This is a genomic window from Oerskovia sp. PE-21s (genome assembly GCF_056158145.1).
In genome coordinates this window covers 32776-57938 of sequence record NZ_JBUXJM010000005.1, presented here as the reverse complement: position 1 = coordinate 57938, position 25163 = coordinate 32776, and the positions used below count along the sequence as shown (strand labels likewise).

Below are 25163 nucleotides of genomic sequence, written 5' to 3'. Positions count from 1 at the left end.
CGAACGGCCACAACGGGCCGAGGACACTGTACGTGTCGGGACGGACGACGGGCCGCCTACCCCTCCCCGCCGTCCCCTTCCGTGACCGCGAAGTAGCCATGAGCGCCGCGCTCGGCGTCGATCATCGCGTGGCTCACGAACGGGTACCGCCCTGCCTCGGGGAACGACATCTCGACGAACCCGCCCTGGGCGACCGCGAGACCCAGGACCTGCGAGCCGCCCGACTCGGCGTCGCCGGGCCGCAGCCGGTAGGCGCCCTCGCTGAAGACCGTGTCGAACTGGCCTCCCACGACGTGGAAGGACGTCCCCCGGTTGGGCCCCGCGGGCAGCACCCACACGCGCACACGCTCCCCCACGCGGGCCGGGAGCGGCGCCGCGTCGTACTGGTTGGCGTAGCCGTTGAACGCCACGACGTCGGGGTCCCCCGTCGCGAGCCGGTCCATGTCGACCTCGCCGCCCTGGGGGCCCAGGTAGTACTCGGACTGGACCAGCAGGTACTCGCGGTCGACCGGTGCGAGATCGGGGGGATCGATCACGACCGCGCCGAACATGCCGTTCGCGATGTGCGCCGACATGGGCATGGTCGAGCAGTGGTACATCCACACGCCCGACATGGTCGCGGTGAACGTGTACGTCAGCTCCTCGCCCGGGGCGATCGTGCGCATCGGTTCGTCGGGGGCCAGGGCACCCGCGTGGAAGTCGATCGAGTGCCCGATCGTGCCGTCGTTGACCAGCGTGATCTCGAAGCGGTCGCCGACCTCGCCGCGCAGCGTCGGGCCGGGGGCCGTGCCACCGAAGGTCCAGAGCCGCTGCGTCACGCCCGGCGCGACCTCGGTCACGACCTCCGCGACGGGAAGGCGCACCCGGTGCACGGTCTCGGCGCTCGCGGGCGGCAGCTCGGCCGGGTGCGCCGCGAAGTCCCTGCCCGGCGTCGCCATGAAGTCCAGGTCCTCGGCGGCGCTGGGCGCAGTGCTCGTCCCGTCCGGGTCGTGGTCCGTGCCGGCCATGTGGTCGCCCGCGCTCCCAGCGTCCCCGGAGGGCGCGGGCGACCCCGCGGCGTCCGGCACGGCGCCCGCTCCCGTCGGCGTGATCGTCAGGACCATGCCCATCTGCCGGTGCCCCACGACCGTGCACCACCCGTCGATCGCTCGCCCCACGACCCCGACGTCGAACGTCTCGGTCGCGCCCGGCGCGATCCGGCCGCTGGTCCGGCCGGTGTCGAGCGCGAGGTCGTGGACCGTGGTGTCGGTGTTGGTCACGACCAGGACGAGGGCGTCGCCGGCGGGCACCTCGATCGCGCTCGGGACGAAGCGCATGTTCGCAGCCTCGACCTCGACCGTCGTGGTGCGGCCCGTCGCGGCGACGGTCCCTTCCGCACCGGCCGCGGCCGAGGTCGCGCCGCTACCCGTGCCGAGCGCGGCCGGGTCCAGGGCGACTCCTCCGGCCGCGACGAGAAGCAGGACGCTCAGCGCGGCCACGGCCAGGCCTTTGCGCCGAGGCCCGGTCACGGCCTCGACGGGCGGTCCCTGGCGAGCGCCGCCGGGTCGCGCACGCACGTCCCGCCCCAGGGCGTGCGCCGCCGCGACGTCGTCAGCGGTCGGCGGGACGAACGGCGTGCGCCGCGCGCGGCGATGAGCACGCACCGCACCGACGAGCAGCGGCAGAAAGGCCACGAGCGCGCCCAACGCGGTCAGCGACGCGAGCACGTGGACCAGGCTCGGCGCGGGCAGCACGAAGAGCGCGAGCGCCCCGTTGAAGAGCACGACCCGCACGACGGCCCCTCGTTCGAGGACGGCCGTGGTCGAGCGCACGGCGGCGGGTCCCCCTCCCAGCACCACGGGCACGAGGTAGGTCAGCGCCCCGAGCAGGACCTGGGCCGCGAAGCCCGCGACGAGCGGCACGGTCACGATCCCGACGCGCGCGGAGGCCGTCTCCCAGCTTCCGCTGAGCACGAGGACACCGCTCAGCGTCGCGAGCGCCCCCAGAAGCCACCCCAGCGCGCAGGCCGCAGACCACGTCGCGAAGGTCGCGGGCGGACGCCGCCGGGCCGCGGAGACCATCGGGCGCACCGAGACCACGACGCCCGCGAGATACGTCGCCAGACCCACGGCCGCGACGGGCGGCGTGGCGACCAGGACCGCGGCGATCCCGGCCGCCAAGCCGACCGGCATGAGGACGAGGGTCGTCCGCGCGGCGCGGGGCGCGTCGTCGGCCATCTTCGTCCGTAGCATGGTCGGCCACAGCGTCAGGAGCGTGCCCATGACCGTCAGGCCCACGAACCCGAGCAGGTTGAAGCCCGCGTGGGCCAGCACGACGCGCGCGTGCCACCCCTCGTCGAGGCCGCGCGCGAGGGTCGCACCGAGCCCTGCCCCGAACGGCAGGAGCCACGCCGCGGCGACGTAGAACGCGACGCAGACCCGGAAACGGGCCGCGAGCGCCCGGCGCGACTGCCGCCACAGGGCCGTGCCGTGGGCCGCGACCGCGGCGCCCACGCCGACGGCCCCCACGAGCGTCACGGCCCACGTCGCTGTGACCATGCCCGTGACCGTCGCCGCGACCGCGACGTTGAGGAGCACCAGGCGTGCGACCTGCCAGCGCCGCGAGGCGGGAGTGATCCGGCGTCGTAGCAGCGCGTCGGTGAAGTGCTGGCTCCACACGCAGATCGCGTTCGTCACGGCGCCGAGCAGCAGCAGGTGCACGAGCAGCCAGGGCGACGCGGGGATCCACCGGTGGCCCACGGCGACGACCACGGTCGCCACGAGCCAGCCGACCACGGGCGCGTTGGCGCGCAGGTGCCACGCGCTGCGGTCGTTCAGGGGCTTGAGCGGTGCGGGCGCGGACGACAGGTCGAGCTTCACGGAGCGATCTCCTCGAGGGCAGGCGCAGGCCCGACGGCGTCGCGCGCCCCGGGCGGCGAGGCGGGGGTCGCGCTCGGCGCGAGCAGGTTCGCGCGCACCCCGACCGTGACCATGATGACGACGAACGCGAGCAGCGCCACGACGTTCACGACACCGCCGACCTGGTGGGCCACGGGCAGGTCCCGGGCGTCGCCCAGGCCCAGGCGGACCAGGAGGCCCAGGTGCAGGAGCACCGCCGGGCCGTACATCAGGGGCGTGTAGGGAAGACGGATCTTCAGCACGGCAGGCAGGATCACGGGCGCGTGCGCCATGATCATCGAGATCGTGAAGCCCAGGAAGATCGCGTGGATCACGGCGTCGTACCCGGGCCCCGTGACCTGGCGCCCGGCGAGGAGCCAGATCGTCCCGGCGACCGCGAGCCAGACGTACGCCGCGAGCAGGCACGCCGCCATGTAACGAGCGAGGCCGGTCGAGCGGATGGTGCGCCGCGCGACGTCGTGCGCCGCAAGCCAACCGCACAGTGTCAGGACCGCCGCTCCCAGGATCGCGTAGCCGACGCTCGGCCACAGCAGCGAAGCCACGCACCCGACCGCGAGCGCCCAGCAGACCCACAGGATCAGGCCCGCGCCCCGGCCGAGGAACGCGATCCGGGCGAGCTCGAGCCGCTCGCCCGCGATGGTCGCCACGACGAAGCATGCGAGCCACGGCAGCACGTCCGCGACACCCACCCCGCCGAGCCACAGCAGGGCGCCACCCGTCGCGAGCAGCGCGCCGATCAGCTGGACCAGGACCGCGTCGTCGTGCTGCCGCCGCCACAGCGGGACGTACACCGCGCACAGCGCGGCACCACCGACGACGAGGAGCACCTGCCCGACGACGAGGGGTGCAGGGCTGAGCAGGGCCAGTGCCCCCGCTCCCAGCAGCCCCGGGGCGACGAACCCCCAGCGGGTGCGCAGCGCGACGGCGCGTTCGAGCGCGATGACCGTGCCGACGAACCCTAGGACGAGCAGCACGCCGTGGACCACGGGCAGGCGCACGGTCGTGACGGGAGCGGGCAGGCCGAGCAGCAGGAGCGCCGCGTCGAGGCCCGCGAGAAGAGCGAGTCCAGCGGGCAGGACGAAGATCGCGCGGCGCGTCACGACGCCCCATGCCTGCGGGGCCCTGGCTGCGGGCGCAGGTACAGACGGCACGCGCCTGGCTCGGCGAACGGCAGCAACGAGGTGCCCTCCCGCGGAGCACCCAGGCGCTCGAGCGCCCCCTGGGCGAGACCGAGGTGCACCGCGCACACGACCTCCGGGTTGCGGTACGCGGCCTCGAGCAGCGGGCACCGGGTCAGCGCGACCGAGCCCGCGTCGTCGTCGGTCCGCGGTGCGAAGCCGAGCCTGCCCAGCAGGGAGACGACCTCGTGGCGTGCGGCGCCGTCGGCTCCTTCGTCGCTCGGCGCGTGGCCTCGGTCGCCGGACGGGGGCTCGTGAGCGTCGACGAGGTCCGCGCCCCACGCGCGACCGGCCGCCAGGGCGTCGCCGACCGGGTCGGCGCTCGACCGGGCGATCTGGGCCGCGAGCGCCGACGCGAGGCCTGCGTACTCGGCGGCGCCGGCCGTCGTCGGGGACTCCGTGACCGCAGCGTAGAGCCGCGCCGGGCGGCCGCGACCGTGCGCCGGGGCGTTCTCGCTCGTCGCCAGCCCCGCCTCGACGAGGCCCTCGAGGTGCTCGCGCACGGTGTTGGTGTGCTGGTCGAGCGCGGTCGCGACGGAGCTGACGGAGCAGGGCTCGGGCTGAGACGCGAGGACGTCGAGGACCGCGATCCGGGCCTTCGAGAGCCGCGCCGGGCGGACCGCGCGCCGCACGAGCGGCGGGCCGTACCCGGGGCGCGGGGTCGCGGGGTGCTCTGCTCGTCCAGCAGGCTGCGTATTTTCCACGGAATAAAGTGTACTAATGTTTGCCGCGTTGGAGGACCACCCCCACCGCTCCCGGAGGTCTCACGTCATGAGCAGCATCGTCCTGGCCACGTCGGCCGAAGACTCGCACGCGGTCGAGGCCGTCGTCGCCCACCACACCGAGATGAACGTGGCCCTCGGGCTCCTGGTCGAGGCCCTGATCCACGCCGTCGAGTCCGGCACCGCCGCGACCGGCCCCCACCGCCGCCTCGTCGGCTGGACGCGCTCCGACCTGCTGCCGCACGCACAGGCCGAAGAGGCGGCGATGTACCCGCACGCGCGCAGCGACGAGCACGCCCGACTCCTCGTCGACGCGATGATCGCCGAGCACGGCGTGATCGGCGAGCTGGTCGAGGCCCTCGACGCCCTCGACGCCGCGACGAACCCAGTCCGCGCCGCTGCCCACGCCCGCGCGCTCCAGGTGCTGTTCGAGTCCCACATGACCAAGGAGAACGAGCAGATCCTGCCGCTGCTCGCCCTGTCCTCCGACGTCTCGCTCGCCGGGGTCCTCGACGGGATGCACGAGCTGCTCGGCGGGCACTCCCACGGGGAAGGTGGGGAGGCGGCAGCGGGTGGCAAGCCGGGCGGCGCTGGCGGATGCGGTTGCGGCGGCGGTGCGGGGGGTGGCTGCGGTGGCGGCACCTCGGAGGGGGCGCCTGGCGCGGCTGTGGCTGCGGATTCGGAGGCGGGCGGTGCGGTACCGGTGGCCGGGGGCTCGGCCGCCGTCTCTCCCACCCGGGCCGCGGCACCTGCCGCCGCGGGGCGCCCGTGCGGCTGCGGCGGGCACGACGACGCCGGGAACCTCCCGGTGCTCGACGTCCGCGCGGTCCCCCACGCGATCCGGCACGCGACGATCTTCGGAGCGCTCGACGGCATCGCGCCCGGTGCCGGCATGGTGCTGCTCGCCCCGCACGACCCCCTGCCGCTCCTGGCCCAGGTCGACGCCCGCTGGCCGGGCACGTTCACGGTCGACTACCTGGAGCGTGGCCCCGAGACGTGGGCGCTGGCGTTCATGCGCTGAGGCCGCACGGTCGTCAGGAGCCCACCGGGGGCCGCGGCGGGCTCCTGACGACCTGCCCCCTCGAACCTTCTCGAGATGCGGCCGACTGGGGTGGGCTGCGGCTCAGGGCCCCAGCTAGCCTCAACTCGAGCTCTTGACCCCAGGCACCATCAGCACCGCCGAAACCTCCACGTCCACGGAGCCCGCTCCCGCCTCGTCACCGAACCCCTGCCCTGAGACGCGCCACCAGCACTCCCGGCCAGCGGATCACCGCACCGGTGGCCCCGCCGGACCCGCAGTGCCACGATCGGCCTCATGGGCACGAACACCACCGGATGGACCGAGGACACGGCGGAGATCGACGGGCACCGCGTGTTCTACCGGCGCAGTCCCGAGGTCCCCGACGCCCTGCCGATCGTCCACGTGCACGGCTTCGGGATCTCCGGCTCGTCCCTCCTGCCCACGGCCGAGGTCTTGGCCGCACGGGCCACGAACCTCGTCCCCGACCTGCCGGGGCACGGCCGGAGCGAACGGTGGGACTACACCCTCGGCATCCCTGGGCTCGCGCACGCCCTGATCCGCATCCTCGACGCCCTGGGACTCGAGAAGGTCGTGCTGGTGGGCAACTCGATGGGCTGCCCGGTCAGCCTCGAGATCGCGCACAGCGCGCCGGAACGGGTGGACCGCATGGTGCTCGTGTCGCCCGCCGGGGGCCGCCACAACCAGGGGCTCGCACGCGCCGTCGGCCAGCTCGCGCTCGACGGTCCCCGCGAGAGCCCGAGGATGGCACGGCTCGCGGTCCCGGACTACCTGCGGTTCGGGCCCGTCAACACGTTCAACCTGTTCAGCGAGCTCACCCGCTTCCCCTCGTTGGAGCGCATCATCACCTCGACGGTGCCGACGCTCGCCGTCGTCGGGAGCAGAGACCCGCTCATGCCACCACCTGCACGGGTCCGGGAGGTCGGCCGACTGGCGGGGGACCTGACCACGGTCGCCCTTATCGAGGGTGCTGCGCACGCGATCAACTTCAGCCATCCCGGCGAGCTCGCGCACGTGATCGGGTCGTGGCTCGACGGGGTGGAGATCGTCGACGACCCGGACTCCCCCGGCCTGACGCGCGTCCTGCAGCTGCCGCGCAGCTAGCCAGGCTGACACCGTCGGCACGTCGACGTCGGTGGCCAGGACATCAGGACGTCAGGTCGGACGCGTCCCGACGATCTGCTCGACCAGGAGCGCGTGGAGTCGTGGGTCGGCGAGCGGCCGGAAGTGCCCGGGGGTGTCGAGGACGACGTCGTGCGCGCCGTCGAGCGTGCTGCCGGCGGGGATGTGCGGGTCCCAGCGGCTGTGCACAGAGGTGATGCGTGCGTTGACGGCGCGCTCGGCCGCCAGGGCCACGATCGTCGCGTCGCTCGGGATGAACGCCCGGACGGCCGGCGCGACGAACCAGCGCGCGTAGACGGAGCCCGCGAACGGCGTGTTGATCGCGATCATCGACGCGATCCGGCCCGGGCTCTCGCGCACCATGGCGAGCTTGCCGATGAGCCCGCCCTTGCTGTGCGCGACGACGACGACGTCGTGCAGGTCCTGCTCCCGGAGGTACCGCGCGAGGAGGACGGCTCCGTCCGCGACGGGGCGCCGGTTGTCCCGGAGCTCTGGGAGGACGTGGACTGCGACCCCGTGGTCGTGCAGCAGGGTGGCCAGCGGCAGGAGGAAGTGCCAGGACTCGTACACCCCGGGCACGAGGACGACGGGTGGCCCGACAGGCCGGTCGGGGTGGCGGAGGTCGTCGGGACCCACCCGGGAGACGAGACCGGTCGCCTGCCAGCGCAGCACGCAGGCGTAGTCCCGGACGCGCCACCAGGTCCGTCGCAGGCTCAGCCCCAGACGCGGGCCCACGTCCCGGATCCCGTCGCGCATGGCTCCCCTGTCGTCGTCACGTGCGGTCACCGTCGGCGTCGGTTGCGGCCACCCTCGGCATCCGTCAGGGTCGCCCTCGGCGGCCCCCACCCGATCCTGACGCGTCAGGCGCCGAAGCGCGCGTTCGTCGGCACGATCTGCTTGCCGAGCGGCAGCAGCGAGATCGGGATCATCTTGAGGTTCGCGATGCCCAGCGGGATGCCGATGATCGAGACGAACAGCGGGATCGAGGTGACCACGTGCCCGATCGCGAGCCAGATCCCCGCGACGATCACCCAGATCACGTTGCCGATCGTGGAGAACGCCCCGGCCGTGGGCTTGTCGACGACCGTGCGCCCGAAGGGCCACAGCGCGTAGCCCGCGATGCGGAAGCTCGCGATCCCGAACGGGATGGTGACGATCAGGACGCAGCAGACGATCCCCGCCACGACGTACCCGATCGCGAGCCACAGGCCCGCGAAGATCAGCCAGATGACGTTCAGGATCGTGTTCATGCCCCGATTCTCCCCCACGGTCGACGCCGCAGCCCAACCCGGTCCCCGCCGGCCGGCCGTACGCCGCTGGTGCGCGACGCCGTCGGGCAGCGGACGCCGCGGCCCGGGCGACGGGCCCCGAAACTAGACTGCTCCCGTGCCTTCCCCCCACGACGCCCCCCTCGACACGCTCCGCACCGTCGCAGACCGCTACGCCGCGGTCCGCGCCCGCATCGACGCGGCGGCGCTCGCCGCCGGCCGGGCACCCGACGAGGTGCGGCTGCTCGTGGCGACCAAGACGCAAGCCCCCGCGGCGGTGCGCGCGGTCGTCGCCGCGGGTGCGACGCTGATCGGCGAGAACCGCGTCCAGGAGCTCGTCGCCAAGGCACCCGACCTCGCCGACCTGGTCGCGGACGGCTCGGTGCGGGTCCACATGATCGGGCACCTGCAGCGCAACAAGGTCAACCAGGTCCTCGCGACGGCCACGGGAGTCGAGTCGGTCGACTCGCTCGCGCTCGCGGAGGCGCTCGCGAGCCGCTGCGCGCGCGAGGGCCGCACGCTCGACGTCATGGTCCAGGTCAACGTGTCGGGAGAGGAGTCCAAGGCGGGGGTGGGGCCCGACGACGCCGCGCTCCTCTCCCGTCACGTCGCCGCCCTGGAGGGTCTTCGCCTCACGGGGTTCATGACGATCGGGGCGAACTCCCCCGACGCCGCGCTGGTGCGCGCCGGGTTCGAGCGGCTGCGCCGGATACGTGACGAGGTGCTCGCGAGCGGCGCCCCGGGGACGGGAGAGGCGCGCGAGCTGTCGATGGGCATGAGCGGAGACCTCGAGGCGGCGATCGCCGAGGGAGCGACGATCGTGCGCGTGGGGACCGCGGTGTTCGGGGCTCGCCCCCCGGTCGGCTGAGGCGCGCCTGCCCGCCCGTCGGGCACCGCGGCGGCGGAAGGTGGCGGGCCGCCATACTCGTCGTGCTCGAGCCCGGCCCTCTCGCCCGCGACGGGGCACGCGACCCCACGAACGGAGCACGGTGCTTTCCCCTCTCGACATCCCGACCTCCGCCCACCCCGTCACGGCCCGGGACATCGCCTACGCGACCGTGGCTCGGGAGGGGTTCCAGGTGAGTCCGATCGGCGAGTACTCGGCCGTCGGCCAGCGGGGGTCGTCGTTGATCACCTCGACCTTCGGTTACCTCACGGACCGGGCCAGCCAGCTCGTACGTGTCCAGATCAACACGTTCGCGCTGGGCGACGCCGGGGCGGTCGTACGGGTGTCTCGTGTGCGCGCCGACATCGTCTCTTTCGAGCTCGGCGTCTCACCCGCCGACAGGATCGTGGCCGAGCTGCAGTCGCTGGTCGCAGCGGCGCTGCCCGCTCCGGCGGCGCCTGTTTCGGGCGCCGGCACGAGCGACCGGTAGGGACGCCGCGCGGTGGCCCGCGACGCTCGGCCCACCGCGCGCTCAGGCCCCCAGCAGCTCGAGCGCGCGACGCACGCCGGGCGCCCCGGCCCCGCGCAACGCCTCGCGGGCCTCGTCGACGCCGACACCCGCGAGCAGCATCACGAGCGCGACGTGGATCTCGCCCCCCGCCCGTGCGAGGACCTGCTCGCACTCGTCGGTGTCGAGGCCCGTGGCCTGCACGAGCATGCGCACGATGCGGGCGCGGAGCTTCTGGTTGGTCGGGCGGACGTCGATCATGAGGTTCGAGTACGTCTTGCCGAGCCGGATCATGGTCGCGGTCGAGAAGGTGTTGAGCACGAGCTTCTGCGCGGTGGCGGCCTTCATGCGGGTCGAGCCCGTGACGACCTCGGGGCCCGTGTCGAGGAGGATCGCGACGTCGACGCGCGAGGCCAGGCGTGCCTGGGGGTTGGCGCTCACGAGCACGGTCGCGGCGCCTCGCTCGGCGGCGACGTCGAACGCGCCGCCCACGTAGGGGGTGCGGCCGCTGGCCGCGAGGCCCACGACCAGGTCCCCGGCCCGGACCTCGTCGGCGTCGCGTCGTCCGAGCTCGACGTCGTCCTCGGCTCCCTCGACCGCGAGCATCATGGCGCCGGCCCCACCGGCGAGGTGCGCCTCGAACCACTCGTCCCCCACGCCGTAGGTGGGCAGGAGCTCGACCGCGTCGAGGACGCCGAGGCGTCCTGACGTGCCGGACCCGAAGTAGTGGACCTTGCCCCCGCCGCGCAGCGCCGCCACCGCCAGGTCGACGGCCGCGGTGATGTGGTCCGACTGGGCGCGCACGGCGTCGGCGACTCCCGCGTCCTCGTCGGTGATGCGGCGCACGACCTCCGCCGTGGGCAGCAGGTCGATGTCCGTGGTGCGCGGGTTGCGCTCCTCGGTCGGCGACGCGAGACGGAGCACCTCCTGCCAGTCCTCGGCGGCGGAGGCCTGCCCGGCCGAGAGTTCCGCGCGGCTGGCGGGGCGGGTGTCGGTCATCGGTGTGTTCCCTTCGGCATCGGGGCGAGCCCGAACGGGGTGTTGGCCAGCACGAGCCGGCGGATGGGCCCGGTGAACGCGGGCCAGACGAGCGGGGTGGGTGGGGTGAGCGAGCCGAGGACCGCGGCGCGGCGCGCCCCGGTCGAGCGGCGGCGCTGGACTCCCTTGGCGGTGCCGGCGACCCCGTGCGCCGACAGGAAGCCGAGGAGCGCGAAGAGGTACGCCTCCTTGGCGTCGATGGGCATCCCAAGCTGGTCGGCCGTGAGGAGCTCGCAGCCGGCCGGCAGGTAGGCACGCAGGCGCGCGAGGAGCGTCGGGTTGTGCGCGCCGCCGCCCGAGACGACGACGCGGCGCACCTCGCGCGGAGGTTCGGCCGCGGGGTCTGACCCGGGGCGCCGGTCGGCGGGGACAGCCTGGGCCACGCTGAGCAGTCCCTCGGCGATGGTGACCGCGGTGAGCTCGGTGAGGGTCGCGACGAGGTCGGGACCGGTGAGGTCGGGGCGCACGGACGCGAGCTTGCGCGGCACGTAGGTCGCGTCGAACAGCTCGCGGCCGGTCGACTTGGGGGCCTTGGCCGCAAAGTAGGGGTCGTCGAGCAGGGCGCGCAGCGCGGCCTGGTCGACGGTCCCGGCGGCGCCCAGGGCGCCGTCGCGGTCGAACGGTTCGCCCGTGAGCTCGCGGGCCGCCAGGTCGATGAGGCAGTTGCCGGGTCCGGTGTCCCACCCGGTCACGGGCGCCTCGACCTCGCCGACGAGGGTGACGTTCGCGATCCCGCCGATGTTGAGCGCTGCGCTCAGCCCGGCCGGCGCGCCGTCGGGCGACTGCGGGTCGCGGCCGAGCCACAGGGCGTCGAGGACGCTCACGAGGGGCGCGCCCTGGCCGCCTGCGGCGATGTCGGCGACGCGGAAGTCGCTGATGACGGGTCGCTTGGTGCGCTCGGCGATCCAGGCGGCGTTGCCGAGCTGGAGGCTGCCGTGCGCGCGGGCGCCGACGACCCAGTGGTAGAGCGTCTGCCCGTGCGAGGCGACCAGGTCGACGTCGCCACCGGCGACGTCGTCGATGGCCTGGCGTCCGGCGCGGCCGAACTCCTGCCCGATGAGCGTGTCGAGCTGCGTGACCTCGCCCATGTCGACGGCGGCGGGCGGCAGCGCCTTGAGGATGCGTTCGCGCAGCGCGGCGGGCCACTCGTACTCGGTGTGCCCGAGGGGGCGCATGCGCAGGACCCCCTCGGGGCCGAGGTGGAAGTCGGCGGCGGCCGCGTCGATTGCGTCGACCGACGTGCCGGAGGACAGGCCGAGGACGATCATCGGGTCACCTCCGAGGTGAGCGCGGTCAGCTGCCCGACGGCGGCGCGCGCGTTCGCGCGTCCGGTGCCGCAGGCGACGACCACGGTGGTCTGGTCCCCGAACCAGGCGGGGACGGCGTCGGGGAAGCCGGTGTGGACCGCGACGAGGTCGGGCCGGGCGGCGCGCAGGGCGTCGAGCATGCCTGCCTCGCGGCTGCCCGGGACGGGCTCGCGCGTGACGACGACCAGCGGGCGGGTCGGGCCGTCCGCCTGCCGTGCCGAGACCGCAGCGAGCGTGTCCTCCCACCCGGCCTGGTCGGAGAAGGCGTGGAGGGTCGTGTCCGGGAAGGCCGCGAGGATCGCGGTCTGGACGTGCTGGGCGGTGCGCCCGGCGGCGTGGTCGAACCGTTGGCGCAGGTCGACGACGTCGGGCGCGGGGCCGGTCGGGTCGAGGTGCGTGGCGGGACCGTGGAGGCGCACGGCACGCTCGGCGGCCTCCTGCCCGACGACGGCGAGCGCCTCGAGCGCGGCCGTCGCCTCCACGGGACCGCAGGTCGTGCCGGCAGCAGCCTGGAGCTCGCGCACCCGGCGGACCGTGCGTGCGGTGCGTGCCGCGGACTCACGGAGGCGCTCGATCGTGACCCGGCCCTCCTCGACTGCGGCGAGGAGCGCGGTCTGCGCCTGACGGAACAGCGCCTCGTCGTCGCGGCCGACCGTCGTGCCCAGGCACAGCAGGTCCGCGCCGCCCTCGATCGCCTGGACCGCGACCTCGCCGATCCCGTCGCCGCCCGTGACCGCGCCCATGTCGAGGGCGTCGGTGATGATGGGGCCGTCGAAGCCGAGCTCGCGCGCCACGAGGGCGGCAGCGGGCTCGAGCGACACGGGTCGAGGACCGATCGCGGGCACCAGCAGGTGTGCGGTCATGATCGAGTCGATCGCCACGTCGGACTCGAAAGCCCGCACGAACGGCGGCAGGTCGCGCTCGCGGATCGTGGCGAGCGAGTCGTCGACCACGGGCAGCGACAGGTGCGAGTCCACGTCGGTCGCGCCGTGCCCCGGGAAGTGCTTGCCGCACGCCCCGACTCCCGCGCGGTGCAGTCCCTGGACGAACGCTGCGCCGTGCCGGGACACCAGGTCGGGCGTCGCGCCGAACGCGCGCACGCCGACCACCGGGTTCTCGGTCCGGGAGTTGACGTCGAGCACGGGCGCGAGGTCGAGGTCCACGCCCGTCGCGGCGAGCAGGCGGCCGAGCGCGAGCCCGACCCGCTCGGTGAGGTCCACGTCGTCGATCACGCCGAGGGCTGCGGCTCCCGGGATGCTCGACCCCGTCGCGGCCTCGAGCCGGCTGACGTCCCCGCCCTCCTCGTCGACCGCGATCAGCAGGTCGGGCGACACCTCGTGGAGCTGGGCCGAGAGCCGGGCGGTCGTGGCGACGTCGGGCGTGTTGTACGCGAAGTAGATGACTCCCGCGAGCCCCTCCTCGCAGGCCGCGAGGAGCCAGCCCGGGGCGTCCGTCCCCGTGAAACCGGGGAGCAGGACGCCGTTGACGGCGCGCAGCGCGTCGTGGTGCACGGTGGTCATCCCTTCACCGACCCAGCGGTCAGGCCGGAGGACAGGTTGCGCTGCACGAGGACGAAGAAGACGATCACGGGCAGCGTGATGAGGGTCGAGGCGGCCATGACGGCGCCCCAGTCGGTCGTGTTCTCGCCGAAGAACTTCTGCAAGCCGATCGGCACGGTGTACTTGGCCGACTGCTGGAGGAAGGTCAGGGCGAAGATGAACTCGTTCCAGGCGGTGATGAACGAGAAGACGCTCGTGGCGACGACGCCGGGGGCGACGAGCGGCAGCAGGATCTTCCAGAACATGCGGCCCCACGAGGCGCCGTCGAGGTACGCGGCCTCCTCGAGCTCGACCGGGACCGCCGCGACGAACCCGCGCAGCATCCAGATCGCGAACGACAGCGAGAAGGCGATGTAGACGATCGTCAGACCCAGGAGCGAGTTGAGCATGCCGAGGGTGCGCATCTGGAGGAACAGCGGGATGACGAGCGCCTCGAGGGGCACCATCTGCACCATGAGGACGAGCACGAGGATCGACTTGCGGAAGCGGAACCTGAACCGGCTCACCGCGACGGCCGCGAGCAGCGCGAGCACCGACGAGAACACGACCGCGCCGATCGCGACGACGATCGAGTTGCGCAGGTAGTTGCCGAACCCTCCGTCGTCGATCACGGTCACGAAGTTGTCCCACGTGACGCCTGCGGGCAGGAGCCGTGCGCCACGGGTCGCGGCCTCGGGGTCGATCGCCGAGGAGAACATCCAGTACGCCGGGAACAGCGCGAAGGCGAGCAGCGCGACGATGCCCACGACCTTGCCCGCGGTGGGCAGCGGGCGTTTGCGTGCCTTGACCCGCAGGACCTGCGGGGGGCGCGGGGCGTTTCCGTCGATCGATGCGGCCGCCGTGCGACCCGTGCGACCCGCGCGGTCGGCCGTGGGCGGGGTGCTGGACGGGGTACCGGTCAGGGCGCTCACAGCTCCTCCTCCTTGAACAGGGTGCGCATGTACACGACGGTGATCCCGAGCAGGATCAGGGTGAGCAGCACGGCGATCGCCGAGCCCATCCCGTACTTGCCCTGCGCGAAGGACTGGATGTACGACCACACGCCGAGGTTGAAGACCTCCTTGTTGCCGCCGTTGCCGCCGGGCATCAGGTAGATCTGCGTGAAGACCTTGAAGTCCCAGATGGTCGACAGGATCGTGACGACCGCGAAGACGGGGCGCAGGATCGGTGCGGTGATGGTCCAGAACCGGCGCCAGGGCGTGGCGCCGTCCATCATCGCGGCCTCGTGCAGCTCCTTGGGGATCGTCAGCAGGCCCGCGAGGACCGTGATCGCCACGAAGGGGAACCCGTGGTGCACGACGTTGAGGGTCGCGATCGCGTAGAAGCTCAGGCGCTCGGTGAACCAGTTCGTGGTCGCCGGGTCGATGAGACCGACCGAGTCGAGGACCGACGAGACCAGACCGTTGAGGGGGTCGAAGATCCAGATCCACACGTACGTGCCGGTGATGGCCGGTACCGCCCAGGCGACCATGATGGCCGTCGAGCAGATGGTGCGCCAGAACGTGCCGAGGTTGTTGAGGAACAGCGCGACGGCCGTGCCCAGGACCACCGTGAGGACGACGCACGCGACCGCGAAGCCGATCGTGTTGGGCAGGACGACGGTCCACAGGAACGAGTCGCCGAAGATCGCGGCGTAGTTGTCGAACCCGATGTAGTTCGACTCGCCCGAGGCGATCTGACGCAGGCCGTAGTCCTGCAGCGAGATCATCACGACGCGGACCAGGGGCCACAGGAGCAGCACGCCGAGGACGGCGAGCGCGGGGGCCAGGAGCAGCCAGGGGCGCAGCGGGGACTTGTGCCCGAGCAGGCCGCGCATGCCGGAGCGGCGGCGCGGGGTGGACGAGGGGGCCGGGGCCGGAGCCCGGCGCGTCAGCTGGTCGGCCGACGCGCCGGGAACCGAGTGCAGATCTGCCATGGGCTCGTCAGGACCCGAAGGTCTCGTTCATGTCGGCGGCCGCGGTGTCGGCGGCCTCCTGCACCGTGGCGCTGCCCGAGAGGATCGACTGCAGCATCGTCTCGACCGTCTTCTTGCCCTGGATCTGGCCGTAGAGCGGCGTCACCGGGACCGAGGCGCCGGCCTCGACCATCTGCTGGGCGAACGGTGCGACGAGCGGGTCGTTCTCCTCGATGACCTTCTCCAGGAGCGAGGTCTGGCCGGGGAAGTAGCCGGACTGGTTGCCCCACTCCTGCGCGAACTTGCCGGTCGTCATCATCTCGACGAACTCCCACGCGAGGTCCTGCTTCTCGCTGGCCGCGAAGACGCCCAGGTGCGAACCGCCGAGGAACGAGTCCGACAGGCCGTCGGTCTCACCCGGGATGGGGAACGCGCCGATCTTGTCGGCCATGTCCGGGACGTCCGTGAGGATCTTGCCCGGCGTCCAGCTGCCGGAGATCATCATGCCGACGTTGCCCTGCTCGAAGTTCGACAGGAGGTCGGTCTCCTTCCAGGTCGTCGCGGCCGCGGTCGACAGACCCGCGTCGGTCGCGAGGCCCGTGTAGAACTCGAGGCCCTTGACGGAGTCCGCGGAGTTGATCTCGGACTTCCAGGTGTCGCCGTCCTTGACGGCCAGGTCGCCGCCCGCACCCCAGATGAAGGGCATGGCGCCGTACTGGGAGTCACCGGCGATCGGGAAGGGGATGAGGCCCGGGTTGGCGGCCTTGAGCGTCTCGGCCGCGGCCTGGAGCTCTGCCCACGTCGTCGGGACCGCGATGCCGGCCGCCTCGAAGAGGTCCTTGCGGTAGATGACCGAGCGCACGCCGGCGTACCAGGGCATGCCGTACTGCGCGCCGTCGAGCGTCGCGGACTCGACGAGACCGGGCACGAGGTCCTCCTCGAGGCCCGCGTCCTTGATCCTGTCGGTCAGGTCGGACAGCGCGCCGACGTCGGCGAACTCACCGGTCCAGGTGGTGCCGAGCTCGGCGACGTCCGGCGTGGTGTTGCCCGCGATGGAGGTCGTGAACTTGTCGTGGGCGCTGGCCCAGGGCTGGAACTCGATCTGGAGGTCGGCGCCGGTCTCTTCCTTGAACGCGGTGGTGACCTCGTCGAAGAAGGCGTCCCCGTCGGGGTTGGTGCCTTCCATGATCCAGACGGTGAGGGTCTCGCCGGTGTGGTCGGCGGAGGCTGCGTCCCCCGTGGCCTCGCCGCCGCCGTTGTCCCCACCGCCACATGCGGTGAGGCCGAGCGCCAGGAGGAGGGTGCCCGTGACGGCCACCGTGCTGCGTCGCTGCATGCCGTGACTTCCTTTCTGGTCGGCTGCCGCGTCGCGGCCAGCCGTTCGTCCCTGCGGACCTGATCGTTCGTGGGGGCGTCGGATCGTCGACGCCCTTCGACTCTGAAACAAACTTACATCAGGTTGGGTGTTCGTGAAGATTACCGCCAACCACGGGCAGAGGGAAGCCGGTCGCGAAGTTGTGACCTGTTGGTAACCTCGGCGACCCGGCGCCACCTCCGCCGCCCGGCGGCTACCGCGTCACGGCACGCGCGCGGTCCACTCCTCGGTCCCGAACTTCGTGCGCACGAGCTCCTCGGCCTGCGCGCGCTCGTCGGACGTCACCGCGCCCTCGACCGTGCGGTAGCGCGACCGGAAGTGCGCCTTGAAGGCCTCGATGACCTCCTCGCGCGCCATGCCGGTCTGCGAGCGCACCGGGTCGACGCGCTTGTTGGCGCTCTTGGTGCCCTTGTCGCTCATCTTCTCGCGGCCGATGCGCAGGACCTCGAGCATCTTGTCGGCGTCGATGTCGTACGCCATGGTGACGTGGTGCAGCACCGCTCCCCCGCGCAGGCGCTTCTGCGCGGCGCCCGCGATCTTGCCGGCCGGGGACGCGATGTCGTTGAGCGGCTTGTAGGTGGCGTGCACGCCGACGTCGGCGAGCGCCCCCAGCACCCAGTCGTCGAGGAACGCGTACGAGCGCTCGAAGCTCAGGCCTTCGACGAGCGAGGCCGGGACGGTCAACGAGTACGTGATGGTGTTGCCGGGCTCGACGAACATCGCCCCGCCGCCCGAGATCCGGCGCACCACGGTGATGCCGTGCTTCGCGGCCCCCTCGGGGTCGACCTCGTTCTTGAGCGACTGGAAGGACCCGATGATGACGGCGGGCGCCCCCCACTCCCAGATGCGCAGCGTGGGGCCACGCCGTCCGGCGTCGAGCTCCTCGGTGAGGACCTGGTCGAGCGCGAGGTGCATCGCGGGCTGCTCGGGCCCCTCGTGGATGATCTCGAAGACGTGGTCGTCCCAGCCGGTCGCGTGACCGAGCGCGCGACGCACGGCGATCGCGACGGCCTCGGGCGAGAACCCGACCATGGTGATGTCGTCGGTCAGCACGGCCTCGATCGCACGCGTCAGGTCTGCGACGGTCGATGTCTCGGGCAGCCCGGTCAGGGCGGCGTTGATGTCGTCGAGCGCGTCGTCGGGCTCGAGGAAGAAGTCTCCGCTCAGCGCGACGCGGGACAGCCTCCCTTCGTCGGTCTCGACGTCGACCGCCACGAGCTTGCCACCGGGAACCTTGTACTCGCCTCTCATGGGCTCCACGGTACGTGCCGCGGGGCGCGACCCGGCGCTCCGCGGGTCGCCCGGACGCCGGGACACCTGGTGACCTGGCCCACAGGGACGAGTAGCCTCCAAGCAGCAGGCCGCTGACCGAGGGCCGGGTCGACAGGGCCGGCCAAGGGCACCGCAGGACCTCCGTGCGCGAGCCCGGGTGAACCCGTTGGCACTTTTCTCCGCCCCGTGGCGCCACCGTGAAACTTCATGCCACAATGAGGCGTGACCAGCGCGCAGGACCACGACCCCGCCCTCCCGGAGGCCCGTGCAGACGCCCGGACGGCGCCGACGGGCCCCTCCCGCTGGATCGTCGCGATCGACGTCGGCGGGAGCGGCAGCCGCCTCCTCGCGGCCAGGCTCGGTGACGACACCACAGCCGACGCCGGCCCCGACGCGCACCGCACGAGCCTCACCGGACGCCCGGTCGCGATCGGCCCCGGCGGCAGCGACGTCGCCGAGGTCGTGCACGACCTCGGCGCGGCGTTCGTCGCCGCCTGGGCCGAGGCCCACGGCGAGCCCCCCGTGGTCGCGGCCGCCGCGGTCGGCGCGACGGGCGTCGCGACCCTCGTCCCGGACCCGACCGTCGTGCACGACGCGCTCCGCGCGAGCCTCGGCGCCGAGCGCACCGCGGTCGCCGCCGACGCCGTGACCGCCCACCTCGGAGCGCTCGGCGGCCGTGCCGGGGCGGTCGTCGCGGTCGGCACCGGCACGATCGCCCTGGGCACGGACCTCGCGGGCACCTGGCGGCGCGTCGACGGCTGGGGACACCTCCTCGGCGACCTCGGCTCGGCGTCGTGGATCGGGGCGCACGGGCTGCGGGCGGCGCTCGCCGCGCACGACGGGCGCTCCACGGGTGGCTCGCGCCCGCTGCTCGCCGCCGCCACGACGCGGTTCGGCCCCGCCCCGAGCTGGCCCGCACAGCTCTACACCCGCCCCGACCGCGCCCAGGTCCTCGGGTCGTTCACTCCCGACGTCGCGGCAGCCGCCGCCGCGGGCGACCCGGTGTCCGCGGCGATCCTCACCGAGGCCGGCCGGCACCTGGCCGAGTCGCTCGCGGCAGCCCTCGTTCCCGGGCTGCCGCCGCGCGCCGCGGCCACGGGCGGGGTGCTCAACGCCGGTCCCGCCCTGACGGGCGCGCTCGCGCGCCGCTTCGCCGCGCTGCGTCCCGACGCCGAGCTCGTCCCTTCCGCGGGCACCCCGCTCGACGGCGCGCTGCACCTGGCCCGGCTGATGGCCGAGGGCCCCGGCGGCACCGGTGCGATCGTCGCGCACGAACCGTGGCTGAGCCTCGCGGGCCTCCCCCCGGAACCCGCATCCGCCCCGGGCCCCGAACCGACAGCCGCACCGACAGCCACCCCGCACCGATCACAGGAGATCCGACATGACAGGTGATGGACTCGTCCGCATCCGGCAGGCCCTGCCGACCCTCCGCCCGGCCGAGGCCCGGATCGCGGAGGCCGTGCTCGCGGACCCGACCGCCGTCGTCGGGTCCACGATCAACGAGCTCGCCGCGCGGGCAGGCGCCTCGCAGGCGACGGTCGTGCGATTCTGCCGGGCGATCGGCTACGCGGGCTACCCCGAGTTCCGGATCGATCTCGCCCAGGCCACGTCGCGCCGCGAGATGGAGCTCGAGCGCTCGAACGTCGCGCACGGCGAGATCAACGAGACCGACACGGCCGAGGACGTCGTCGCGAAGATCGCGTTCCACGAGGCGCGGACGATCGAGGAGACCGCGCGCATGCTCGACCTCGGCGCGCTCGAGCAGGTCGCCGCGGCGGTCGCGGCCGCGCCCAGGGTCGACGTGTTCGGCGTCGGGTCGAGCCAGCTCACCGGGCAGGACCTCGCGCAGAAGCTGCAGCGCATCGGGCTCGTGTGCTTCGCCGCGCCGGACCCGCACCTCCAGCTCCAGTCCGCGGCGCTCCTGCGCCCGGGCGCGGTCGCGATCGGGATCTCGCACAGCGGGCAGACGGTCGAGACGAACCACGCGCTCGCGATCGCGCAGGCGCGCGGCGCGACGACCGTCGCGATCACGAACTTCCCCGAGTCCCCCCTGGGGCAGGAGGCCGGCATCGTCCTGGGTACCACGGCGCGCGAGACGCAGTTCCGCTCGGGTGCCCTGTCGAGCCGCATCGCGCAGCTCGCGGTCGTCGACTTCCTGTTCGTGCGCGTCGCCCAGCGCCTGTACGAGCAGACCAGCGCCAACCTCAAGGCGACCTACGACGCGGTCCAGCCCCACCGGCTCGACGGGGAGCGCAAGGCCCGAGCATGAGCGTCTCCGCCGCGACGACGCGGGCCCTCGAGATCCGGACCGACCTCCTGACCCGGGTCGCCCAGGCGCACGACGCCTCGCACTACCTGCTGCGCCCCGAGGCGGTGGCCCGCGCCCACGACGTGCCCGACGTCGTCGCCGCCTTCGCCGAGGCCCGTCGCCGGGGGCTCCCGGTCACGTTCCGCTCGGGCGGGACGAGCCTGTCGGGACAGGCCTCGGGCGCGGGCCTGCTCCTCGACACGCGCACGCGCTTCACGCGCGTCGACGTGCTCGACGACGGCGCCCGCGTGCGCTGCCAGCCCGGCGTGACGCTGCGCTCGGTCAACGGGCGGCTCCTGCGTCACGGGCGGCGGCTCGGCCCCGACCCGGCGAGCGAGATCGCGTGCACGATCGGTGGGGTCGTCGCCAACAACTCCTCGGGCATGGCCTGCGGGACGGTCGACACCGCGTACCGCACGATCGAGTCGATGACCCTGGTCCTGCCCAGCGGGACCGTGCTCGACACGGGCGCCCCGGACGCGGACGAGCGGCTGCGGGTCCTCGAGCCCTCGCTGCACCGCGGCCTGGCCGAGCTGCGCGACCGGGTGCGCGCGAGCGCGTCGATGCGCGCCACGATCGCGCACCAGTACTCCATGAAGAACACCATGGGCTACGGCGTCAACGCGTTCGTGGACCACGACTCCCCCGTCAAGATCCTCGAGCACCTGGTCGTCGGGTCGGAGGGGACGCTCGCGTTCGTGGCGGACGTGACCTTCCGGACCGTGCCGCTGCTGCCCGCGGCCTCGACCACCCTCCTGGTCTTCGACGCGCTCGAGCACGCGACCGACGCCCTGGCGACCATCACCGACTCGGGTGCGCGGGCGATCGAGCTCCTCGACGCGGCCTCGCTCCGCGTCGCCGCCGCCGACCCGCTCGCCGACGCGTCGATGCGGGCCTTCGCGGCCGCGACGACCCAGACGGCCCTGCTCGTCGAGTACCAGGCCACCACCGCCGACGGCCTCGAACCGTTCGAGGAGGCCGCGCGCCGTGTCATCGGCGACCTCGCCCTCGTGACGCCTGCTGAGCTCACGCGCGACCCCGCGGCTCGCGGGCGCCTGTGGCGTGTGCGCAAGGGCCTGTACACCGCGGTGGCCGGCGCCCGCGCGCCGGGCAGCACGGCCTTGCTGGAGGACCTGGTCGTCCCGGTCCCCGACCTCACCGCGACGGTCGGCGACCTGGGCGGGCTCTTCGAGCGGCACGGCTACGACGACGCCGTGACGTTCGGGCACGCCAAGGACGGCAACCTGCACTTCATGATCACCCCGCGCCTGTCCGACGACGGCGAGCTCGACCGGTTCGCGGCCTTCACCGAGGACATGGTGACCCTGGTGCTCGACCGCGGCGGCTCGCTCAAGGCCGAGCACGGCACGGGCCGCATCATGGCGCCGTTCGTCCGGCGGCAGTTCGGGGACGACCTCTACGCCGTGATGCGCGAGGTCAAGGCGCTGTGCGACCCGACCGGACTGCTCAACCCGGGAGTCCTCCTCACGGACGACGACGAGGCGCACCTGGCGCACCTCAAGCTCGTGCCGCCCGTCGGGACGTCCGCGGCAGGAGACCTGGCCGAGGTCGTCGACCGGTGCGTCGAGTGCGGCTACTGCGAACCCGCGTGCCCCTCACGGACGGTCACGACGACCCCGCGCCAGCGCATCGCCCTGCTGCGCGAGATGGTCACGGCTCCTCCGTCCGAGCGCGCGGAGCTCGAGCGCGCCTACGAGTACTCGGCCGTCGACACGTGCGCCGTGGACTCGCTGTGCGTGACCGCGTGCCCGGTCGGGATCGACACGGGCAAGGTCATGAAGGTCCGGCGCGCACAACGGCACGGAGCCGTCGTCCAGCGCGCAGGGCGGGTCGCGGCCGAGCACTGGGGCGGCGCGGTCACGGGCCTGCGCGGGGCGCTCGGCGTCGTCGGCCACCTGCCCACCCCGCTCGTGACCGCGGCCTCGAAGGTCGGGCGCTCGGTGCTGGGTGCGGACGTCGTGCCGCTCGTCGGGGCGGACCTGCCCGGGCCTGGACCGCGTCGCGTGGCGTCGGCCGGGGCCGTCACCGATGCGTCCGTCGTCTTCTTCCAGTCCTGCATGGGCTCGCTCTTCTCCCCCGCCGCGGCCTCTCCCAGCCCGGGCGGCGTGGGCCCGGCGTTCCTCGCGCTGTGCGAGCGCGCCGGGATCACGGTCGCGATCCCTGAGGGGATCGCGGGGCTGTGCTGCGGCACGCCCTGGGTCTCCAAGGGTCTGACCGACGGCGCCGCCGCGATGGCCGAGCGGACCTTCGACGCGCTCTGGGCCACGACCGACGGCGGCCGCCTGCCCGTCGTCTCGGACGCGTCGAGCTGCACGCACGGCCTCGAAGGGGTCGGGTCCCACCTGTCCGGCGAGGCGCGCGAGCGGTTCGAGCGGCTGCGCGTCGTGGACGCCGTGACGTTCGTGCGCAGCGACGTCCTGCCCGCGCTCGAGGCGAGCGGCCGCTCCCCCCGGGCCGTCGGAACCACGCTGGGCTCGATCGTCCTGCACCCGACGTGCTCGTCGATCCACCTGGGGGTCGTCGGCGACCTCGAGGCGGTCGCGCGCGCGGTGGCCGACGACGTCGTGCTCCCGCTCGACGCGGGATGCTGCGGGTTCGCCGGCGACCGCGGCATGCTCCACCCCGAGCTCACGGCGGCGGCGACGCGCGCCGAGGCCGCCGAGGTCGCGGCCCACGCACGCGATCACGGCACCGCCGACGCGTACGCGTCGAGCAACCGGACGTGCGAGATGGGCCTGAGCCGGGCGACGGGGCAGGACTACGTGCACGTCGTCGAGCTGCTCGAGGCGGCCACCCGTCCCTGACGGGTCCCGCACCCCGACGTGTCAGAAGGAGCGTGACCCGGAGGTCACGCTCCTTCTGTCACGTCAGCGCCCGGTGGAGGGGCGCAGGCTCAGCGCGGCTGCACGTCCGCGTGGATCAGCCCGTAGATCGCGGAGTCCGTCAGCGCCTCCCAGGCCGCCTCGATGAGGTTCGGCCCGACGCCCACCGTCGACCAGGACGTCGCCCCGTCGGTCATCTCGATGAGGACGCGCGTGATGGCGTCCGTACCCTGCTCGGTGTCGAGGATGCGGACCTTGAAGTCGATCAGCTCGAACGCCTCGATCTCCGGGTACACACGCCGCAGCGCGAGCCGCAGCGCATGGTCGAGCGCGTTCACGGGCCCGTTGCCCTCACCCGTCTTGACGATGCGCTTGCCACCGGCGTGCAGCTTGACGGTCGCCTCCGCCGTCGCCTCGGTGCCACGTCCCCCGGCCCGTTCGACGATCGTGCGCCAGCTCTCGACCCGGAAGAACTGCGGCCGCTCGCCCGCGATCTCCTCGCGCAGCAGCAGCTCGAACGAGGCGTCGGCCGCGTCGTAGGTGTACCCGCGGGCCTCGGCCTCCTTGACCCGGTGCGTCACGCGCGAGAGGACGTCGCCCTGGTCCGACAGGTCGAAGCCCATCTCGCGGCCCTTGAGCTCGATCGAGGCGCGGCCCGCCATGTCCGAGATGAGCATGCGCATGTCGTTGCCGACGAGCGTGGGCTCGATGTGCTGGTAGAGGTCCGGGTCGACCTTGATCGCCGAGGCGTGCAGCCCGGCCTTGTGCGCGAACGCGCTCGCCCCGACGTACGGCTGGCGCGCGTACGGGGAGATGTTGGTGATCTCGCTGATCGCGTGCGCGATGCGCGTGGTCTCCTGCAGGCCGCCGTCGACGAGAAGGCTCCGGCCGTGCTTGAGCTCGAGGTTCGCGACGACCGTGATGAGGTCGGCGTTCCCCGTGCGTTCGCCGTAGCCGTTGACGGTCCCCTGGACGTGCGCGGCGCCTGCGGCCACGGCCGCGAGCGAGTTCGCGACCGCGCAGCCCGAGTCGTTGTGCGCGTGCATCCCGAGCAGCGGCTCGCCGGCACCGGCGTGCAGCCCGTGCGGGATCCCGACGGCGTCGCGCAGCTCCGTGACGATCTCGCCTACCCACTCGGGCAGCATGCCGCCGTTGGTGTCGCAGAGCGCGACGACCTCGGCCCCCGCCGCGAACGCGGCCTCGACCGCCGCACGCGAGTAGGCGGGGTCGAACCGGTAGCCGTCGAAGAAGTGCTCGGCGTCCAGGACAACGCGGCGCCCCTCGGCCACGAGGAACGTGACGGTGTCGGTGATCATGGCGAGGTTCTCGGCGCCCGTGGTCCGCAGCGCACGCTCGGCGTGGCGGAGGTCGGACTTGGCGACGAGCGTGACCACGGGCGCCTGCGATGCGACGAGCGCCCGGACCTGCTGGTCGTCGGCGGCCCTGATCCCGGCCTTGCGGGTCGCGCCGAACGCGGCCAGCACCGCGTTCTTGAGCGTGAGCTCCTTCGCGGCGCGCGCGAAGAAGTCGGTGTCCTTGGGGATGGCCCCGGGCCAGCCGCCCTCGATGAACCCGACGCCCAGCTCGTCCAGGAGCGGGGCGATCGCCAGCTTGTCGGCGACCGAGAGGTTCATGCCCTCCTGCTGCGCGCCGTCGCGCAGGGTCGTGTCGTAGACGTGGAACGTCGAGGATGCGCTCGCTGTGGCAGGAGCTACGGGGTTCACCTGGGAAGTCATCGTGCCGCTCTCTGGGGAGAATCTCGGGGTCCAGCGGTGCCGCCTGGGCGAGACCACTCTAGGTGGATCGGGCGGGACTCTTCCGCGCACGACCGGTTCCTCCTCGGTCCCACGCGCCGGGCGGTCGCTCTCGTGAAGCTCGTACCCGGCGCTTCGAAGCCCGACGGGGGTGGTGTCAGGCAACAAAAAAACCCCCCGAGGGTGCGGGAGG

Annotated in this window: 20 protein-coding genes; 7 read left to right on the top strand and 13 right to left on the bottom strand. The window is 73.3% G+C overall.

Features of this window, described 5'->3' with window-relative positions:
- Window positions 1-56: 56 nt before the first annotated feature.
- From ACZDYF_RS11375 to ACZDYF_RS11365, 3 genes are read right to left on the bottom strand one after another with little or no spacing between them, the layout of a single operon-like run.
- Complete coding sequence (locus ACZDYF_RS11375) at window positions 57-2858, bottom strand: multicopper oxidase domain-containing protein (protein WP_475056676.1); 2802 nt, start codon at window positions 2856-2858, stop codon at window positions 57-59.
- Window positions 2855-3997, bottom strand: coding sequence for a hypothetical protein (locus ACZDYF_RS11370; RefSeq protein ID WP_475056674.1), 1143 nt, complete (start codon window positions 3995-3997; stop codon window positions 2855-2857). The genes ACZDYF_RS11375 and ACZDYF_RS11370 overlap by 4 nt, the downstream gene beginning before the upstream one ends.
- On the bottom strand, window positions 3994-4779 hold the full coding sequence (locus tag ACZDYF_RS11365; RefSeq protein WP_475056670.1) for a helix-turn-helix transcriptional regulator: 786 nt from the start codon (window positions 4777-4779) through the stop codon (window positions 3994-3996). The genes ACZDYF_RS11370 and ACZDYF_RS11365 overlap by 4 nt, the downstream gene beginning before the upstream one ends.
- Before the next feature lie 67 nt (window positions 4780-4846).
- On the opposite strand from ACZDYF_RS11365, the gene ACZDYF_RS11360 reads away from it, so the two are divergent.
- Together ACZDYF_RS11360 and ACZDYF_RS11355 are read left to right on the top strand one after the other, a co-directional pair.
- Complete coding sequence (locus tag ACZDYF_RS11360; protein ID WP_475056668.1) at window positions 4847-5818, top strand: DUF2249 domain-containing protein; 972 nt, start codon at window positions 4847-4849, stop codon at window positions 5816-5818.
- Window positions 5819-6112: 294 nt separating this feature from the next.
- A complete protein-coding gene (locus ACZDYF_RS11355) occupies window positions 6113-6940 on the top strand; it encodes an alpha/beta fold hydrolase (RefSeq protein ID WP_400273260.1) in 828 nt (275 codons plus the stop codon).
- Between the two features lie 51 nt (window positions 6941-6991).
- Here the strand turns inward: ACZDYF_RS11355 and ACZDYF_RS11350 are convergent, their stop codons facing one another.
- Together ACZDYF_RS11350 and ACZDYF_RS11345 are read right to left on the bottom strand one after the other, a co-directional pair.
- Window positions 6992-7714, bottom strand: coding sequence for an alpha/beta hydrolase family protein (locus ACZDYF_RS11350; protein ID WP_475056665.1), 723 nt, complete (start codon window positions 7712-7714; stop codon window positions 6992-6994).
- A gap of 104 nt (window positions 7715-7818) precedes the next feature.
- A complete protein-coding gene (locus ACZDYF_RS11345; protein WP_191788748.1) occupies window positions 7819-8208 on the bottom strand; it encodes a YccF domain-containing protein in 390 nt (129 codons plus the stop codon).
- A 136-nt stretch (window positions 8209-8344) separates the two neighbouring features.
- On the opposite strand from ACZDYF_RS11345, the gene ACZDYF_RS11340 reads away from it, so the two are divergent.
- Window positions 8345-9094, top strand: coding sequence for a YggS family pyridoxal phosphate-dependent enzyme (locus ACZDYF_RS11340; RefSeq protein WP_475056661.1), 750 nt, complete (start codon window positions 8345-8347; stop codon window positions 9092-9094).
- A gap of 121 nt (window positions 9095-9215) precedes the next feature.
- Entirely contained in the window at window positions 9216-9602 is a 387-nt protein-coding gene (locus ACZDYF_RS11335) for a hypothetical protein (protein WP_475056659.1), read from the top strand.
- 42 nt (window positions 9603-9644) lie between these two features.
- On the opposite strand, the gene ACZDYF_RS11330 is transcribed toward ACZDYF_RS11335, so the two are convergent.
- From ACZDYF_RS11330 to ACZDYF_RS11300, 7 genes are all read right to left on the bottom strand, one after another.
- Complete coding sequence (locus tag ACZDYF_RS11330) at window positions 9645-10619, bottom strand: N-acetylmuramic acid 6-phosphate etherase (protein ID WP_191788745.1); 975 nt, start codon at window positions 10617-10619, stop codon at window positions 9645-9647.
- Window positions 10616-11926 (bottom strand): anhydro-N-acetylmuramic acid kinase, encoded by a 1311-nt coding sequence (locus ACZDYF_RS11325; protein ID WP_475056657.1) that lies wholly within the window; start codon window positions 11924-11926, stop codon window positions 10616-10618. The genes ACZDYF_RS11330 and ACZDYF_RS11325 overlap by 4 nt, the downstream gene beginning before the upstream one ends.
- A complete protein-coding gene (locus ACZDYF_RS11320; protein WP_475056655.1) occupies window positions 11923-13485 on the bottom strand; it encodes a glycoside hydrolase family 3 protein in 1563 nt (520 codons plus the stop codon). Before ACZDYF_RS11320 ends, ACZDYF_RS11325 begins: the two co-directional genes overlap by 4 nt.
- Window positions 13482-14291, bottom strand: a complete 810-nt coding sequence (locus ACZDYF_RS11315; protein WP_225226517.1) for a carbohydrate ABC transporter permease — start codon at window positions 14289-14291, stop codon at window positions 13482-13484. The genes ACZDYF_RS11320 and ACZDYF_RS11315 overlap by 4 nt, the downstream gene beginning before the upstream one ends.
- A gap of 140 nt (window positions 14292-14431) precedes the next feature.
- The gene (locus tag ACZDYF_RS11310; RefSeq protein ID WP_475056653.1) at window positions 14432-15439 is read right to left on the bottom strand and encodes a carbohydrate ABC transporter permease; all 1008 of its coding nucleotides are present in this window, start codon (window positions 15437-15439) and stop codon (window positions 14432-14434) included.
- 7 nt (window positions 15440-15446) lie between these two features.
- Complete coding sequence (locus ACZDYF_RS11305; RefSeq protein WP_191788742.1) at window positions 15447-16754, bottom strand: sugar ABC transporter substrate-binding protein; 1308 nt, start codon at window positions 16752-16754, stop codon at window positions 15447-15449.
- Between the two features lie 240 nt (window positions 16755-16994).
- Window positions 16995-18044 (bottom strand): lipoate--protein ligase family protein, encoded by a 1050-nt coding sequence (locus tag ACZDYF_RS11300; protein ID WP_191788741.1) that lies wholly within the window; start codon window positions 18042-18044, stop codon window positions 16995-16997.
- Window positions 18045-18287: 243 nt separating this feature from the next.
- Between ACZDYF_RS11300 and ACZDYF_RS11295 the strand changes: the two genes are divergently transcribed.
- Genes ACZDYF_RS11295 through ACZDYF_RS11285 form a run of 3 tightly spaced genes read left to right on the top strand, consistent with a single transcriptional unit; the run spans window position 18288 to window position 23198 of the window.
- A complete protein-coding gene (locus ACZDYF_RS11295) occupies window positions 18288-19457 on the top strand; it encodes an N-acetylglucosamine kinase (RefSeq protein ID WP_475056650.1) in 1170 nt (389 codons plus the stop codon).
- Window positions 19447-20334 carry a MurR/RpiR family transcriptional regulator gene (locus ACZDYF_RS11290; protein ID WP_191788738.1) on the top strand — a complete coding sequence of 296 codons (888 nt, stop codon included), beginning with the start codon at window positions 19447-19449 and terminating at the stop codon, window positions 20332-20334. The genes ACZDYF_RS11295 and ACZDYF_RS11290 overlap by 11 nt, the downstream gene beginning before the upstream one ends.
- Entirely contained in the window at window positions 20331-23198 is a 2868-nt protein-coding gene (locus ACZDYF_RS11285) for an FAD-binding and (Fe-S)-binding domain-containing protein (protein ID WP_475056648.1), read from the top strand. Before ACZDYF_RS11290 ends, ACZDYF_RS11285 begins: the two co-directional genes overlap by 4 nt.
- An 89-nt stretch (window positions 23199-23287) precedes the next feature.
- On the opposite strand, the gene cimA is transcribed toward ACZDYF_RS11285, so the two are convergent.
- The gene (cimA, locus tag ACZDYF_RS11280; protein ID WP_400273254.1) at window positions 23288-24952 is read right to left on the bottom strand and encodes a citramalate synthase; all 1665 of its coding nucleotides are present in this window, start codon (window positions 24950-24952) and stop codon (window positions 23288-23290) included.
- Window positions 24953-25163: the final 211 nt, after the last annotated feature.

What these genes read in the sequence shown, in the direction of transcription:
- ACZDYF_RS11300 (WP_191788741.1), bottom strand. Translation starts at nt 18,044, where the DNA reads ATGAGAGGCGAGTACAAGGTTCCCGGTGGCAAGCTCGTGGCGGTCGAC.
- ACZDYF_RS11350 (WP_475056665.1), bottom strand. Translation starts at nt 7,714, where the DNA reads ATGCGCGACGGGATCCGGGACGTGGGCCCGCGTCTGGGGCTGAGCCTG.
- ACZDYF_RS11330 (WP_191788745.1), bottom strand. Translation starts at nt 10,619, where the DNA reads ATGACCGACACCCGCCCCGCCAGCCGCGCGGAACTCTCGGCCGGGCAG.
- ACZDYF_RS11290 (WP_191788738.1), top strand. Translation starts at nt 19,447, where the DNA reads ATGACAGGTGATGGACTCGTCCGCATCCGGCAGGCCCTGCCGACCCTC.
- ACZDYF_RS11360 (WP_475056668.1), top strand. Translation starts at nt 4,847, where the DNA reads ATGAGCAGCATCGTCCTGGCCACGTCGGCCGAAGACTCGCACGCGGTC.
- ACZDYF_RS11345 (WP_191788748.1), bottom strand. Translation starts at nt 8,208, where the DNA reads ATGAACACGATCCTGAACGTCATCTGGCTGATCTTCGCGGGCCTGTGG.
- ACZDYF_RS11310 (WP_475056653.1), bottom strand. Translation starts at nt 15,439, where the DNA reads ATGGCAGATCTGCACTCGGTTCCCGGCGCGTCGGCCGACCAGCTGACG.
- cimA (WP_400273254.1), bottom strand. Translation starts at nt 24,952, where the DNA reads ATGACTTCCCAGGTGAACCCCGTAGCTCCTGCCACAGCGAGCGCATCC.
- ACZDYF_RS11305 (WP_191788742.1), bottom strand. Translation starts at nt 16,754, where the DNA reads ATGCAGCGACGCAGCACGGTGGCCGTCACGGGCACCCTCCTCCTGGCG.
- ACZDYF_RS11355 (WP_400273260.1), top strand. Translation starts at nt 6,113, where the DNA reads ATGGGCACGAACACCACCGGATGGACCGAGGACACGGCGGAGATCGAC.
- ACZDYF_RS11325 (WP_475056657.1), bottom strand. Translation starts at nt 11,926, where the DNA reads ATGATCGTCCTCGGCCTGTCCTCCGGCACGTCGGTCGACGCAATCGAC.
- ACZDYF_RS11320 (WP_475056655.1), bottom strand. Translation starts at nt 13,485, where the DNA reads ATGACCACCGTGCACCACGACGCGCTGCGCGCCGTCAACGGCGTCCTG.
- ACZDYF_RS11285 (WP_475056648.1), top strand. Translation starts at nt 20,331, where the DNA reads ATGAGCGTCTCCGCCGCGACGACGCGGGCCCTCGAGATCCGGACCGAC.